The sequence below is a fragment of the Sediminibacillus massiliensis genome, from assembly GCF_900156915.1.
Taxonomy (GTDB): Bacteria; Bacillota; Bacilli; order Bacillales; family Amphibacillaceae; genus Sediminibacillus_A; species Sediminibacillus_A massiliensis.
This window is the reverse complement of record NZ_LT732535.1, coordinates 201,950-216,964: the sequence shown is the minus strand read 5'-3', so window position 1 is coordinate 216,964 and position 15,015 is coordinate 201,950. Positions and strand designations below refer to the sequence as shown.

Annotated in this window: 14 protein-coding genes and 1 other annotated feature; all 14 genes read right to left on the bottom strand. The window is 41.0% G+C overall.

The window, feature by feature from the left end; all coding sequences use genetic code 11:
• Positions 1–215 precede the first annotated feature (215 nt).
• Positions 216–1,337 (bottom strand): RNA polymerase sigma factor RpoD, encoded by a 1,122-nt coding sequence (rpoD, locus tag CZ434_RS01585; RefSeq protein WP_077621480.1) that lies wholly within the window; start codon positions 1,335–1,337, stop codon positions 216–218.
• Between the two features lie 31 nt (positions 1,338–1,368).
• Positions 1,369–3,189: a DNA primase gene (gene dnaG, locus CZ434_RS01580; protein ID WP_077621479.1), complete on the bottom strand. Its 1,821-nt coding sequence runs from the start codon at positions 3,187–3,189 to the stop codon at positions 1,369–1,371.
• A gap of 35 nt (positions 3,190–3,224) precedes the next feature.
• The gene (locus CZ434_RS01575; protein ID WP_077621478.1) at positions 3,225–3,689 is read right to left on the bottom strand and encodes a YaiI/YqxD family protein; all 465 of its coding nucleotides are present in this window, start codon (positions 3,687–3,689) and stop codon (positions 3,225–3,227) included.
• A gap of 326 nt (positions 3,690–4,015) precedes the next feature.
• Positions 4,016–4,831, bottom strand: coding sequence for a pyruvate, water dikinase regulatory protein (locus CZ434_RS01570; RefSeq protein ID WP_077621477.1), 816 nt, complete (start codon positions 4,829–4,831; stop codon positions 4,016–4,018).
• Between the two features lie 16 nt (positions 4,832–4,847).
• Positions 4,848–5,477, bottom strand: a complete 630-nt coding sequence (ccpN, locus tag CZ434_RS01565) for a transcriptional regulator CcpN (RefSeq protein WP_077621476.1) — start codon at positions 5,475–5,477, stop codon at positions 4,848–4,850.
• A gap of 78 nt (positions 5,478–5,555) precedes the next feature.
• Positions 5,556–7,643: a glycine--tRNA ligase subunit beta gene (gene glyS / locus CZ434_RS01560; RefSeq protein ID WP_077621475.1), complete on the bottom strand. Its 2,088-nt coding sequence runs from the start codon at positions 7,641–7,643 to the stop codon at positions 5,556–5,558.
• The gene (gene glyQ, locus CZ434_RS01555; RefSeq protein WP_077621474.1) at positions 7,630–8,523 is read right to left on the bottom strand and encodes a glycine--tRNA ligase subunit alpha; all 894 of its coding nucleotides are present in this window, start codon (positions 8,521–8,523) and stop codon (positions 7,630–7,632) included. Before glyQ ends, glyS begins: the two co-directional genes overlap by 14 nt.
• A 74-nt stretch (positions 8,524–8,597) precedes the next feature.
• Positions 8,598–8,768: a binding site (T-box leader), on the bottom strand.
• Between the two features lie 53 nt (positions 8,769–8,821).
• The gene (gene recO, locus CZ434_RS01550) at positions 8,822–9,565 is read right to left on the bottom strand and encodes a DNA repair protein RecO (protein WP_077625030.1); all 744 of its coding nucleotides are present in this window, start codon (positions 9,563–9,565) and stop codon (positions 8,822–8,824) included.
• Between the two features lie 60 nt (positions 9,566–9,625).
• Entirely contained in the window at positions 9,626–9,772 is a 147-nt protein-coding gene (locus CZ434_RS01545; RefSeq protein ID WP_077621473.1) for a YqzL family protein, read from the bottom strand.
• Between the two features lie 110 nt (positions 9,773–9,882).
• The gene (era, locus tag CZ434_RS01540; RefSeq protein ID WP_077621472.1) at positions 9,883–10,788 is read right to left on the bottom strand and encodes a GTPase Era; all 906 of its coding nucleotides are present in this window, start codon (positions 10,786–10,788) and stop codon (positions 9,883–9,885) included.
• Between the two features lie 220 nt (positions 10,789–11,008).
• Entirely contained in the window at positions 11,009–11,392 is a 384-nt protein-coding gene (locus CZ434_RS01535) for a diacylglycerol kinase family protein (protein ID WP_077621471.1), read from the bottom strand.
• Positions 11,364–11,834 (bottom strand): rRNA maturation RNase YbeY, encoded by a 471-nt coding sequence (gene ybeY, locus CZ434_RS01530; RefSeq protein WP_077621470.1) that lies wholly within the window; start codon positions 11,832–11,834, stop codon positions 11,364–11,366. The genes CZ434_RS01535 and ybeY overlap by 29 nt, the downstream gene beginning before the upstream one ends.
• Positions 11,835–13,976, bottom strand: a complete 2,142-nt coding sequence (locus CZ434_RS01525) for an HD family phosphohydrolase (RefSeq protein ID WP_077621469.1) — start codon at positions 13,974–13,976, stop codon at positions 11,835–11,837.
• A 72-nt stretch (positions 13,977–14,048) separates the two neighbouring features.
• On the bottom strand, positions 14,049–15,014 hold the full coding sequence (locus tag CZ434_RS01520) for a PhoH family protein (RefSeq protein ID WP_077621468.1): 966 nt from the start codon (positions 15,012–15,014) through the stop codon (positions 14,049–14,051).
• Position 15,015 lies beyond the last annotated feature (1 nt).

The window sequence follows — 15,015 nt, the reverse complement described above, 5'->3', positions numbered from 1 at the left end:
AAAGCCGGCCTATTTATGTAGAAAAACCGAAAAAAATAATTTCGGTGCAGATTTGCATTCCGGTGCCGATTTGAGTAAAATTGATTACAAGAAATGTTAACGGTATCAAAATCGCAAGCAAAAAAATGCATGTGGGATTACAATTGCAAAGCCATTGTACCGGTACAGCACAATGACTGAGCAAACATAATCTCCTATCTTTCAGAACTTCAAGGCTATTCCAAGAAGTCTTTCAACCGTTTGCTGCGGCTAGGGTGACGAAGTTTTCTTAATGCTTTGGCTTCTATTTGTCTGATTCGCTCTCTGGTTACTCCAAAGACTTTTCCAACTTCTTCAAGCGTTCTTGTTCGGCCGTCATCCAGTCCGAACCGCAGTCTTAGTACATTTTCTTCTCTGTCGGTCAGAGTATCCAACACGTCTTCTAACTGCTCTTTCAATAACTCATATGCAGCATGGTCGGATGGAGAAGTTGCTTCCTGATCTTCAATAAAATCACCTAAATGCGAATCATCTTCTTCGCCGATTGGGGTTTCAAGAGATACAGGCTCTTGGGCAATTTTCAGTATTTCTCTTACTTTATCTGGTGTAAGTTCCATTTCTTTCGCAATTTCCTCGGGGATTGGTTCACGGCCCAAGTCTTGCAAAAGCTGTCTTTGTACCCGGATAAGTTTATTGATTGTTTCAACCATATGGACAGGGATACGGATTGTACGGGCCTGATCGGCAATCGCTCTTGTGATTGCCTGGCGAATCCACCAAGTTGCATAGGTACTGAATTTATAACCCTTACGGTAATCAAACTTTTCAACAGCCTTAATGAGTCCCATGTTACCTTCCTGAATTAAATCAAGGAATAACATACCCCGGCCGACATATCGTTTGGCAATACTTACAACCAGTCTAAGGTTTGCTTCAGCCAATCTGCGCTTGGCTTCCTCTTCCCCCTCTTCGATCCGCTTGGCTAAATCTATTTCTTCAGCTGCAGACAATAGGTCAACCCGTCCTATTTCTTTCAAGTACATCCTTACCGGGTCGTTGATTTTAATACCGAGAGGAACACTCAAATCATTCAGGTCAAATTCTTCTTCCTTGGATAACTGTTGCATACTTGGATCTTCATCCGAATCTCCGATTACCTCTACACCTTGTTCATTCAGGTACTCATAAAATTCGTCCATCTGATCTGATTCCAATTCAAAGTTGGATAACCGCTCTGCAACTTCTTCATATGCGAGGATTCCTCGTTTTTTACCTAGTTCAAGCAGCTGGTCTTTTGCTTGTTCCAGGGTGAGCTCATTTTCATTTTCTTTAGAACGTGATGGCTTGTTATCTGCCATGAGTCCCCCTCCTTCCAGACTTACTTCTATATCAATGATTTGAATTTTTCAATTGCTTCCTGATCTCAAGGATTTTCATCGCTATTTGAGCTGCTTTCAGTGGATCATTCTGCCTTTCAGCCATTTTTTGCTCCGCTTGCAGAGATTTTATCGTGACTGCATCGCTGTTTTCAGTCCGGATGAGTCTAATATAATCATTAATCTCCCTATCACTTATATCCTCGTGAATAGGCATCATTGCAATTTGAACAACTAAACTACGAACAGAATCATCCGGCAGCTGTTCTAAAAAATGGCTGACATTCGGCATATGTCCCTCTTCATAATACGCATATAGATAAGTAACTATAACCTGGTGTTCTTCAATGTTGAAAGAACCTGCCAATTCCTCTTTGACTTTATCAGCTATTGTGTTATCTTTCAGCATATAAGCCAACAGCTGTCTTTCCGCGTTATGAAAAGCCGGCAATAACTTTTTGGCTTTATACGGGCCTTTTGCCATATTAGTATTGCTACTTTGCACTATCTTATCCTGCTTTGGTCTTATCTTTTGCCTTCTAGCCAGAATTTCCTGAGTCAGCGTATCCAACGATAATTCAAATTCATTTGCCAATTCTTTTAGATAATGCTCTCGTTCAACCGGTCTATCGATTAAAGCAAGCTCGTCAAGTACACTTTCAACATACTGTATGCGATCTCCTTCTAATTTTAGATTATAATCTTTCTTTCTAAACCTCATGATGAAGGAAATATACGTATCGCTTACATCGATAACCTCTTTTTTAAACCTTTCAGCACCTTTTTGCGTAATAAAATCATCCGGATCCATTCCCTCGGGCAACACAGCGACTTTGACGATGCAGCCTGCTTTTTTCAAGGTTTTAGCTGCTTTATATGTCGCCTGAAGACCGGCGTTGTCGCCGTCGTAACAAATAATCACCGTGTCGACGTACCTTCTCAGAAGCTTTGCCTGGGCATCGGTTAAGGAAGTTCCAAGTGTCGCTACCCCGTTATGGACTCCGGCTTTATGAGCTGAAATAACATCCATATAACCTTCAAACAGTACCGCAGCTTCTTCTTTCCGGATCGTGCTTCTTGCTTTGTCGAAATTATACAGAAGCGTTCCCTTATGAAAAAGTTCTGATTCCGGACTGTTCAAATACTTTGGTTCCTGGCCGTTTATCGATCGACCGCCAAATGCCACGCTTTTACCCAAGTGATTCCTTATCGGGAAAATCACCCTGCCTCTGAAGCGGTCTGATATCTGATTTTGGTCATTCATGGACAATAGACCTGCTTTGACCATTGTTTGTGGGTGAAAACCTTTCTTTTCAAGGAACTGTACAATAAATTCTCTGGAATTAGGTGAAAACCCTAATTGAAAAGTATCGATTAATTCATCAGTAAATCCTCGATCAATCAGATATTGATACCCTTCTTTTCCTTCTTTGGTATGGCGAAGCAGGTGGTGATAAAGCTTTGTCAACCATTCATAGGCCCGCAAAACATCCTGATTTGCCTGGTTTTGCCGGCTGTTGTTGCTGGCTTGATAACTTTCAGGTAATTGTTTGCCGCTTCTATCGGCTAACTGTTTTAAAGCGTCATAGAAATTATAACCTTCCAACTCCATCAAAAAAGTAACAACATTGCCGCCTTTCCCACAACCAAAACAATGAAATATTTGCTTTTCCTGTGTTACAGAAAAAGAAGGGCTTTTCTCGCCATGGAAAGGACATAATCCAAAGTAGTTCCTACCTTGTTTTTTAAGCTGTACATATTCTCCAATCACATCTACGATATCATTGGAGTTTCGAATATCTTCAATAGTCTCTTCAGGAATTTGACCATTCATTGAAATCACCATGTTTTACATTTATTCGATACAAACTAAGAAAACCCTTCAATTTTCGACAATATTTTTTCAAATGTTACTAAAAAGTTTTTTTTATCCTCTTTGGTCAATTTAGAAGGACCCTTCACCCTTTTTTTCTGCTTTTGATTCTGAAGTCTGAGATACTTCCGGAGGAATATTTCTTCAGAATCTCCTTCATTTATAATGTTACCTCTTGGAGTCAATGCATAAACCCCGCGGGAGACAACTAACGCCGCCAATGAAAGGTCCTGGGTTATAACAATATCTCTTTGCCTGACTTTGTTTAAAATAAAGTAATCGACGGCCTGATCTCCAGTATCGACAATATGCCAATTACTCCCTTTATCCAGGGAACCTACATGGTTGTAGGAAGCAACATAGTGGACAGTGAGTCCATACATGCTGGCAACCTTACTTATTTCCTCTTTCACAGGGCAACTGTCTGCATCAACAAAAACATTTAATGAGGTATAAAGCATAGTTTTTTATTCTACAATAAGTAGTAAAATCCTTCCTTTTTCTTAATGTTTTATTTTTCTGAATTATCGTGCTTGTTTTCCTATCTTAGCCTTAGAAATTATAGAAACATTTTTTCACAAATATTAATTATAATACAGAAAAATAGAAAATGCTAACATTTTTTCTTAATAACTATTCTTACCCACAAAGTCGTTAATTAGACATGCGGAAGCCCTTGCCGGCAACGAACAAAGCAAGGGCAGTATATTTTTTTATTCTTTCTGTAAAACCAGGTGATAATCATATCACAACCACACAGATTAATTCATCTTATTTGTTTCGGACATTATTTAGCACTTAAATTGTTTCTTATACTGAGAATAACGTTCGCTGTCTCTTCTACCGCTTTATTCGAAACATCTATCACATGGCAGCCGATCCGGTCGACAACTGTCTCAAAGTGTTTAAGCTCTTGTTGGATCCGATTCATATTTGCATAACTGGCCTGGTCTCCCAATCCCAAAGCCTTAAGACGTTCTTTTCTGATGTCGTTTAGTTTTTCAGGGCTTATTTTCAAGCCAATGCATTTTTCAGGATTTACATAGAACAACTCTTCCGGAGGGTCCACTTCGGGTACTATCGGTACATTGGCAACTTTGAGCCTCTTATGGGCAAGATATTGTGATAACGGAGTTTTGGATGTCCGGGATACCCCGATCAAAACGATGTCAGCTTTATTTATCCCTCTAGGATCCCTGCCATCATCATATCTGACAGCAAATTCGATTGCTTCCACTCTCTTGAAATAATCTTCATCGAGTTTATGGACAAGGCCCGGCTCCAATCTGGGAACCTGCTTGAATACCCTCTCCATCGCATCCACCATCGGCCCCATGATGTCAATGCATTCGATTCCATGCTTGCTGGATTCTTTCAGCAGGTAATTCCTGAAAGTTGGTTCAACAAGCGTAAAACCAATTATAGCCCCTTTTTCTTTGGCCTGATAAACGGTTTCCCTCAATATTTCCAAATCTTCGACATATGGAACTCTGTGCAATTCCAGCTCCCCATTGTTATCGAACTGACTTAGTGCAGCCTTGACAACTAGTTCCGCTGTTTCCCCAACAGAATCTGAAACGATATAAACCAAGGGTTTCTCCATAGTTGGCCCTCCCTTACTAGACCATACCCTCACTTGTTAATTCCACAAAGACTTTGGTCATATTGGTTTTGGTAATACGTCCGACGACCTGCATAGCACCGTTCTTAGTATTTACGACGGGCAGGCTGTCGATCTGCTTTTCTATAAGCAATCTGGCGGCATCGATCAGCAAATCTTCTTTGTTGCATATTGTGATGTTCGGCATTCTCGTCATGATAATATGTACAGCCAGATTGTTTAAGTCTTGGTTACCCATACTAGCCCGCAGCAAATCTTTTCTCGATACCACACCAGTCAGGTTGGAGGATTGATCAACAACGAACAAGGTACCGACATCCTCCAAAAATATAGTGCTTATCGCATCATAGACTGATTCATTCTCATTGATGACAATTGGGACAGATTGATAATGTTTCACCTTCAATTTCTTCAATTTTTCCGTGAACAGTTCGGTCCCTGTCTTCCCTGTGACGAAATAACCAACACGGGGGCGGGCGTCTAAAAATCCAGCCATGGTCAGGATAGATAAATCAGGCCGGAGGGTAGCTCTCGTTAAATCAAGCTTGGTGGCAATGTTTTCTCCTGTGATAGGTCCGTTTTCTTTTACGATTTCGATTATTTGCTGCTGTCTTGAAGTTAATTCCATCTACCCTCACCGCCTTTCATCAATGTGACATACTATTTCTCATTATATCCTATTATTTTAGAGGAATAAAGCCGGATACTAAAACTGTTGTTTCCATTGAACTTTTCGCAAATCTGCATATTTATATACCGTTTCTGCTATTTGGTTTAAAAGATGCAGCCGGTTGTCCCGGATTTGTTCATCTTCAGCCATAACCATCGTATGGTCAAAGAATTGGTGAATAGGTTGGGTTAACTTAGCAAGAACGATTAATGCTTGTTCAGCATCCAACGAACTTATCGCCTGTTCGAACTCTTTTTCCACTTCCAAATAGCTGGAATATAGAGCTTTCTCTGTATCATTCTCAAAAAGTTGTTCGTTCACAGGGCCGATCTGGCCTTTTCCCGCTAGATTGAGTACCCTGACTAATGCTTCCTGAGTCGACTTGAACGTTTCATCTGCCCTTTTTCCAGTCAACACGGAGGCTTTGTCAACAGCGAAGTGGTAATTTCCGATGCCTCTGGTTAACACTGCATCAATCACATCTTGTTCGATGTCCTTCTCTTTCATCAAATAAGATGCCCGTAGTCCGAAAAAGTCCTCAAGGTCCGATTTAATTTGCTGTTCGTCACGGATAGAGATCCCCGATTGAACGATTTGGTTGTAAGTGAGATCTATCATTTGTTCTAATGAGATACTCCATTTTTGCTCTTTAATGATTTGAAGGATTCCGAGCGCTTGTCTTCTAAGTGCGTATGGATCCTGAGAACCAGTCGGGATGATTCCAACAGAAATACAACCTACAATCGTGTCCAACTTATCGGCTACGCTGACAATCGAACCTTCACGTGTTTCTGGAAGCTTGCCATTGGCGCTGCGTGGCATGTAGTGTTCGTTAATAGCGACCGCAGTGTTTTCCTCTTCACCAAAAAGCCTTGCGTACTTCTCACCCATAATACCCTGTAACTCCGTGAATTCGTTGACCATGTTTGTTACTAAATCAAATTTGCTTATTTCAGCAGCTCTTTCTGCTCTTTTGGCTGTTGCCTCATCCACTTTTAAAACACTGCTGATTTCTCTGGTAAGCTTCACCACTCGCTGCACTTTATCAGCTATCGTGCCCAGCTTTTCCTGAAAAACCATTTTAGAAAGCTTCGCCAAATTTTGCTCGATTGACTGCTTTTGATCTTCTTCATAAAAGAATCTCGCATCAGACAACCGGGCTTTCAACACCTTTTCATTCCCTTTTGCTACTTTATCCAAGTGGCGGGCATCTCCATTTCGCACACCGATGAAATAGGGAAGCAATTCGCCTGTCTTTGACCGGACAGGAAAGTATCTTTGGTGTTCTTTCATAGAGGTTACCAAAGCTTCTTCAGGGACTGTCAGAAATTCTTCATCGAACCCGCCATAAAATACCGTCGGATACTCGACAAGATGTCGAACCTCATCGAGTAAATCATCATCTATTGTGACATTCCAATCATGTTCTTCTTCTAATCCTTTTATTCCTTGGACTATTCTTGCTTCTCTTTCTTTCGGGTCTGCCAAAACAAATTGTTCGCTTAAAATGACCGGGTAATTGATCGCATCGTCCAACTGTACTTTGGTACCGAGGAATCGGTGCCCATAAGTCACGTTGGAAGAGGTTACACCTGCAATTTCCATCGGTATAACTTCCCTGCCGAACAAAGCAGCCATCCATCGAATCGGGCGGGCATAACGAATGTCCAAGTTACCCCATCTCATATTTTTTGGGAAGTTCAAGCTCAGAATCACTTCCTTGAATCCTGGCAAAAGATTGACTGTCTGATCACCTTTTATGAATTTATTCACAAAAATATATTCTGTTCCCTTAACTTCTTTCATATAGATGTCATCGACAGACATGCCTTGCCCCTTCGAAAAGCCTACAGCCGCCTTGCTCCATTCTCCGTTATCGTCCAATGCGATTTTCTTAGCCGGACCTCTTGCTTCTTCTTCGATATCCGGTTGTTTTTCCGCTGCGTCTTTGATCAGTACTGCCAGTCTTCTCGGGGTTGAGTATGTAACGATTTCCGAATACGGAATTCTCAAATCTGTCAACCAATCTTTCGTTTTTTGTTCAAGCTGACTTTCGGCATCGTTCAAAAACCGTGCCGGCATCTCTTCCAGTCCAATTTCAAATAAGATATTAGTTACTACCATTTTGGTTATCCTCCTTTTTCAACATAGGAAAGCCGAGACGTTCTCTTTCTTCTACATAGATTTTTGCTATTGCCCTTGCCAGGTTTCTTACTCGGGAAATATATCCGGTCCGTTCTGTTACGGAAATGACTCCTTTAGCATCGAGAAGGTTAAATGTATGAGAACATTTCAGCACGTAGTCATAGGCCGGAAATACAAGCCCTTTTTCCATCGTTTGTTTTGCCTCTTCTTCATAAGTGGAAAAAAGTTCGAACAGCATGTCTGTATTGGATTCTTCAAACGTATACTTGGAATGTTCATATTCCGGTTGATAGAAGATGTCTCCGACTGTGACACCTTCTGTCCATTCAAGATCGAACACATTCTCTTTATCCTGGATATAGGAAGCCAAGCGTTCAATTCCATATGTCAGTTCAACCGAGACAGGCTTGGCTTCAAGCCCGCCAATCTGTTGGAAATAAGTGAACTGGGTGATCTCCATTCCATCCAGCCAGACTTCCCAACCAAGGCCGGCAGCTCCCAATGTGGGGTTCTCCCAGTTATCCTCTACAAAGCGGATATCGTGCTCAAGGGGATCTATACCCAAGGCTTTCAACGATTCTAAATAAAGCTCTTGAATGTTATCTGGAGAAGGCTTCATGATCACCTGGAATTGATGATGCTGATAAAGACGGTTAGGATTTTGTCCATACCGGCCATCTGCCGGCCTTCTTGACGGCTCTACATATGCCACATTCCAAGGTTCCGGACCAAGACTGCGAAGCAATGTCATCGGGGACATGGTACCTGCACCCTTTTCTACATCATAAGCCTGCATTAAAATACAATTTTGGTCAGACCAATGCTTTTGCAAAGTTAAAATCATTTCTTGAATATTCATTAGACAACCTCCGTTATCATCCTGTTTTCGGATTAATTATTCACATAAAAAAACCGTCCCTATGTCTCCGAAGACATAGGGACGGGGAATGCCGCGGTTCCACCCTACTTGCTTTCCTATATAGAAAAGCCACTTTAACGAAATGCTCAAGAGTGCCTTCCTTAAGGTTTCCTTATCCAGCTCCCACCGTCCTGGACTCGCTAACAGGAAAAATGTTAAGTACTACTCTCCATCAATGCAATATGTGAAATTTTGTTATAAAGATACTTAATTTTTATTAATTTGTCAATACTATCGACTATTTTAACATATCCAGTTGTTTAAGGAAATTTTTTGACTTGATGTAATAACCTCCGTATCGGTCGTAATATGCTTCCATCAACTGTTTGAGAAGTTCCTTATTTTCCGGCTTAATGGAAATATTGCCGACTCTTTCCGTATCGATTTCCGATAGTATAAACAACACCTTGGAGAGTCGTTCAGATAGTGGTACGGCTTCCCCATCAAGATACCGGCAACGTGGACATAGATAACCACCTTCTGAAATAGAAAACGAAAAAGGGCCATTTGGATTGCCACAGTTGACACATTCTTTCACATTAGGTGCGAAACCGGCTTTTCGATACATTTTCAATTCGTAAATTATTGTTAACACTTCAGCATCTTTATCTTCGGATATCCACTGAAAAGTGTTTAACAATTGCTTATATATGAATAGGTCAGGCTGTTTTTCATCCAAAAGTTTATCCGTCAGCTCTGCCAGATATGTAGCATATGCGGTTTTAATGATATCCTCACGTATAGGCCTGAGCGAAGCAAGCACTTCTCCCTGTTGCAAACTACCAAGTCCAGAACCTAATTGAAGCAGGAATTGCCCATGGATAAATGGCTGCGTAACCGCAGCCATTCTGCTTTTTGGTTTCTTTGCCCCTCGCGCTATTGCGCTTATTTTTCCAAACTGTTTTGTCAAGATTGTAACTATCTTGTGCGTCTCTCCGTAATCCCTGGTCCTGAGGATTACTCCCTCCACCTTCTCAAACAAATTTCTCACCATTCCTCTTATACTGCCTTCAACCAGTGTTCCTCCATGCTTGCCATGCCATCAGTTATTATCTAGTTCTGACACTTCTTCTTTTATATCGGACATAGAAGTAGCATCTTTATCATAGACAGTTTCCATTTCTTTCATTAGTAAATAGGTTTCAATGTTTCCTGTCTGACTAAAAATTTTCCACGGAAAGTCGATCACAAGAAACCCCACCTTTCTTTTAAACTAATTACTTACACTATAGTGATGAAACTTCATTTATAGGATTACCTGACTGAAAGGAAGCATGAGTTAAAAAATTTACCAACTGCTTAATACTCATCGCTTCTGAATCCATATTCGTTTAGTTGAGTCTGTCTGTTCCGCCAGTCTTTTTGAACTTTGACCCACAATTCAAGGAATATTTTCGTACCCAGCAATGCTTCGATATCCTGTCTTGCCCGCTGTCCGATTTCTTTCAACATAGAACCTTGTTTACCGATAATGATCCCTTTTTGAGACTTTCTTTCCGTTACGATTGTCGCCTGGATAAATACGTTTCCGGATTTTTCACGTTCTTCTATATTGTCTATTACCACCGCTATTGAATGCGGAATTTCCTCCCTGGTCAACTGTAATGCTTTTTCCCTTATCAATTCGCTTATTACGAAACGTTCCGGATGGTCAGTGATTTGGTCCTCCGGATAATACTGCGGACCTTCCGGCAAATGCTGTTTTAACACTTTTAATAAATGATCCACATTATTGCCTTCCAGAGCAGAAATCGGAATGATTTCCTCAAACTCATATTTATCTTTATACTGATCGATCAATGGTAAAAGTTCATCCGGGTGTACTTGGTCTATCTTATTGATTACTAAAAAGACAGGATTGCGTACATTGGCCAGTCTTTCCAATATAAACTGGTCTCCGCGTCCATATCCTTCTTCCGCGTTGATCATAAATATGACTGCATCTACTTCGTTAAGGGTATTTTCAGCAACTTTAACCATGAAATCCCCGAGTTTATGCTTTGGTTTGTGAATTCCAGGTGTGTCTATAAAAATATATTGAGCGTCTGGCTCCGTCAACACGCCTTGGATTTTGTTCCGAGTGGTTTGAGGTTTATCGCTCATTATGGCAATTTTTTGGCCAATCACCCTGTTCATGAACGTCGACTTACCTACATTCGGTCTACCTATTATTGTAATAAATCCTGATTTGAATATTTCTTCCATGTTGTTTCCTCCATCATTATCTCGGTTCTGTAGTTGATACCTCTTATTTTACTATAAAACGTATTCCCCTTTCATATATTCGACAAAACCTCTATAAAAAAGTTGTAATACAGGCAAGGGGAATGGATTGTCTACGGTTTTTATTGTAACCAGTTCCTGTTCCAAAATGAAAAAAACAAGCCTCTTTGTTACCATGATTGGTTAACAAAGAGACTTACAATTACCGGAACATTTCCAACAAATAAGGGGAGAATATAAAGATTCCCACACATACAGAAAATATAGCAGTAACCAGCACAGCACCTGCTGCGATATCCTTGACCAGTCCAGCCTGGGGGTGGAAGTCCGGTGCCAGATAATCGAGAAGCCTTTCGATTGCCGTATTAATCATTTCAGTGCTCATCACCGTCCCGAAAGTCAAAAACAGTATCGCCCATTCAACTCTGGAAACATTGAAATAAATTCCTGCCATCGTCACAATAACGGCAGCACTTAAATGAATAGTGAAATTTCTTTCTGTACGCAGTATCTCTTTAAGCCCATTCCATGCAAAAGAAAAGCCGATAAACGGTTTTTTATTGTTCCCGTTTGAGTCCGAAGCCATCTAGAATTTCCTTTTGTCTTTGGAACATTTTTTCTTCCTCTTCCTTCTTCATATGATCGTATCCAAGTAAATGCAGGAATCCATGCAATGCCAGGAACCCCAGTTCTCTTTCAAAGGAATGTTGATATTCTTCAGCCTGTTCCTTTGCCTTATCGACCGAAATGACAATATCCCCTAGAACTGCAGGAATATCTTCTCCTATTATTTTCATCTCTCCTTCCCCTTCTTCTTGCAAGGCGAAAGAAATTACGTCAGTCGGTTTATCCTGCTGCCGGTAATTCCTGTTGATGACCTGGATTTCCCGGTTGTCCACAAAATTCACGGACACTTCCGATTCAGGTGTTATGTCCTCCTGTTCTGCGGCAAACGACAGCAGCCGCTGGATCATGTCTATACTATCTGTAGGAACTGAATTCGTTTCATCATGAAAATCAATATGCATTTAATTTGCCTCCTTAACTTCACGGTTATCAGGGTACTGGATACGTGAATGAAAAATGCCATTTAGTGTTTCACACACGGCCACTTTGATTTTATCCAATTCATTAAATGTCAAGGGACAGTCACTCAGTTGACCGTCCATCAAACGATCATCGATGATCGATTGGACAATCTCTTCTATTTTATCCGTTGTCGGCTCTTTTAAAGATCTTACCGCTGCCTCGACAGAGTCACAAATACAGATAATGGCCGCTTCTTTTGTTTGGGGTTTGGGGCCTGGATAACGAAAATCCTTTTCCTTTGTATATTTGTTCTGTTCTTTGGCTTTGTAGTAGAAATACTTTAAAAGAGTTGTTCCGTGATGCTGCTCGGCAACATCGACTATTTCTTTTGGCAACTTATGACGTTTCAGCAATCCGGCACCATCATAGGGATGATTGATGATAATATCTGCACTCTCATTAGGATGAAGCATATCATGTGGATTTTTGCTCCCCATTTGATTCTCAATAAAATAATGCGGCCGGATTGTTTTGCCTAAATCATGATAATATGCAGCTACACGAGCGAGCAGACCGTTCGCACCGACTGCCTCACAAGCAGATTCGCTTATATTCGCAACCATTACACTGTGGTGATATGTACCGGGTGCCTCTGTCAATATTTTACGTAGCAGGGGGTGATTGGGATTCGATAGCGTCAGCAGCTTTGTATCAGATAATATACCGAGCCCTGTCTCAAAAAACGGCAAAAGGCCAATCGTAAGCACCGAAGACATGAACGCTGCTATCACTCCTGCCCCGCTATGCATAAAAATTTCCGTAACGGTATATTTTTCAAATGAAAAAAATAAAAATAGAAGTACAGACAACAAATGAACGGAAGTTATTCCGAGGCCTGCCTTCAGGATTGCCATCCGGTCCTTCACATTCCCCAAGAACACAACACCTGCAAGTTGGGAAAACAGAATGTATATGCCCGCCTCCATGTTCAACGCACCCGGTATTTCCGAATTGAACAAGATTCCTGCCAATACAGCATACAAGCCTGCCATAGCCACTGCAAAGCGGTCATTAAGAAGAATCTTCAATAACATAGCACCCATAGCTGCCGGGACTATAAAAAACAAGGGATTTGCAGAAGTGGTGAAAAAGCTGGCTAATTTCATTAATCCTGCCATAATGATACTGATGGCTATGATTGATAACAACTTGCCAGTATCCATTTCCCGTTTCTTGTATAATATATTCATTTCATAAGCAATTACTCCACCAATCAGTGTTACCAATATACCCAGTCCGATCAGGGGATATATATTGCGGTCATTATTCAAAAGACCGACAAGCTGTAGTTCCTCATATATTTCATTGGTGATTGTCTGGCCTTCTGTTACAATCACTTCTCCTGCTCTGATCATTACCGGTTCCACGTTGCTGGAAGCCTGTTTTTGAGCTTCGACCGTTTTTTCCGCATCATAAAATGAATTTTGGACTACAGCGAATTCACTGATAGAAACCAGCGTGTTTTTAAGGGGATTATCGAGACTGGAGTATCGCAAATTCTGTCTTATATCCTGTAGATCTGCCTGAATGCTTTCAGACGTAACCCCGGCATTCATCACATCATATAATGAAGTAGTGACAAGCTCTTTCCCAAGAGACCGATCGTGGTCGCTTGATTGAATTAATTCCATCAATTCCTCATCTGTTAAAGCCTGGGTGATTTCGGGGGTGAGGATTTGCTTTAAATTTTGCACCTTTTCCTTGTCAGATAAGTCACTGTTGTCTTCCTTTTCATCGTTATCTGTCTCGGCTTCTTCCATTTTATCCACTGCTTCAAAAATCTCATTGACAAAGCCAATCCGCTCGTCCGTAATTTCCCCGGAAACGTTATACCGGTCTTCGACCGCTTGGACAGCATCTCTGATTTGTCTCTCTGTTTCCTTCTTATTCTCTATCGATAGAGGGGATCGGATTGTCTCCTTAGCGGTGCCGAACCTTTCAATATTATAGGTTTCTGTATAAACATTGGACAATGAAACAAAGAAAAAGAAGACGCCCAATATCACAATGGAAATTCCTATTTGAACCCATTTTTCTTTTAACAGGGACATTTGTGTCAAACGGCGCAAATATTTTTTCATTCATCCACCTCTTTATAAGCAGCATATAGAAATAAGACCCGCTAACTGGGCCTTATTTCACAATTGATACATTTACTCTGCTCCATAAACATCATAAGCATCGATAATCTTTTGAACCAATGGATGTCTCACCACGTCAGATTGCTTCAAATAAATAAAGGAAAGCCCTTTGATTGAGGAAAGCCTTGCCTCGACTGCTTTCAAACCAGAGATGACACCTTTAGGGAGATCGACTTGAGTAATATCTCCTGTAATAACCATCTTTGAACCAAAACCAAGCCTTGTTAAAAACATCTTCATTTGGGCCGGCGTTGTATTTTGGGCTTCGTCAAGGATTACAAAAGCATCGTCCAGTGTCCTCCCCCTCATATAAGCCAACGGAGCGATTTCGATCGTTCCTCTTTCAATCAGCCTTGTCGTGTGTTCCGTTCCCAATACATCATGGAGGGCATCGTATAATGGACGTAAATACGGATCTACCTTTTCTTTCAGGTCACCTGGAAGAAAACCCAAACTTTCGCCAGCTTCCACCGCAGGTCTGGTCAAGATTATTTTTTTCACCAACCCTTTTTTCAGAGCTGTGACTGCCATGACGACTGCTAAATAGGTTTTACCTGTACCTGCTGGACCGATTCCAAATACTAAATCGTTCGATTTTATTGCACTGATATAGTTGCGTTGACCCAAAGTTTTGACACGGATTGATTTACCCTTGGCGTTTTTGGTGATTTCGTCTTCAAATAACGTTTCGAATTGGCTGATTTTCCCTTTTTTCGCTAAATCTACAGCATAGACAACATCCCGCTCGGAAATGGTCAAACCTTTTTTTATGATTGTAAGCAGTGCCAGTAATATTTCCTCTATGAGGGTCACTTCTTCCTGGCTTCCGGAGACACTTACTTGTTCTCCGCGCGTGATGATCGAGACACCCAACTGCTCTTCAATTTGTTTTAAATGTCTATCTTCTGTTCCAAACAATGCCATCGCATCATTAGGGTTTTCTAATTGTAAGTCTATCGTCTTTAAATCTTCCGGCATA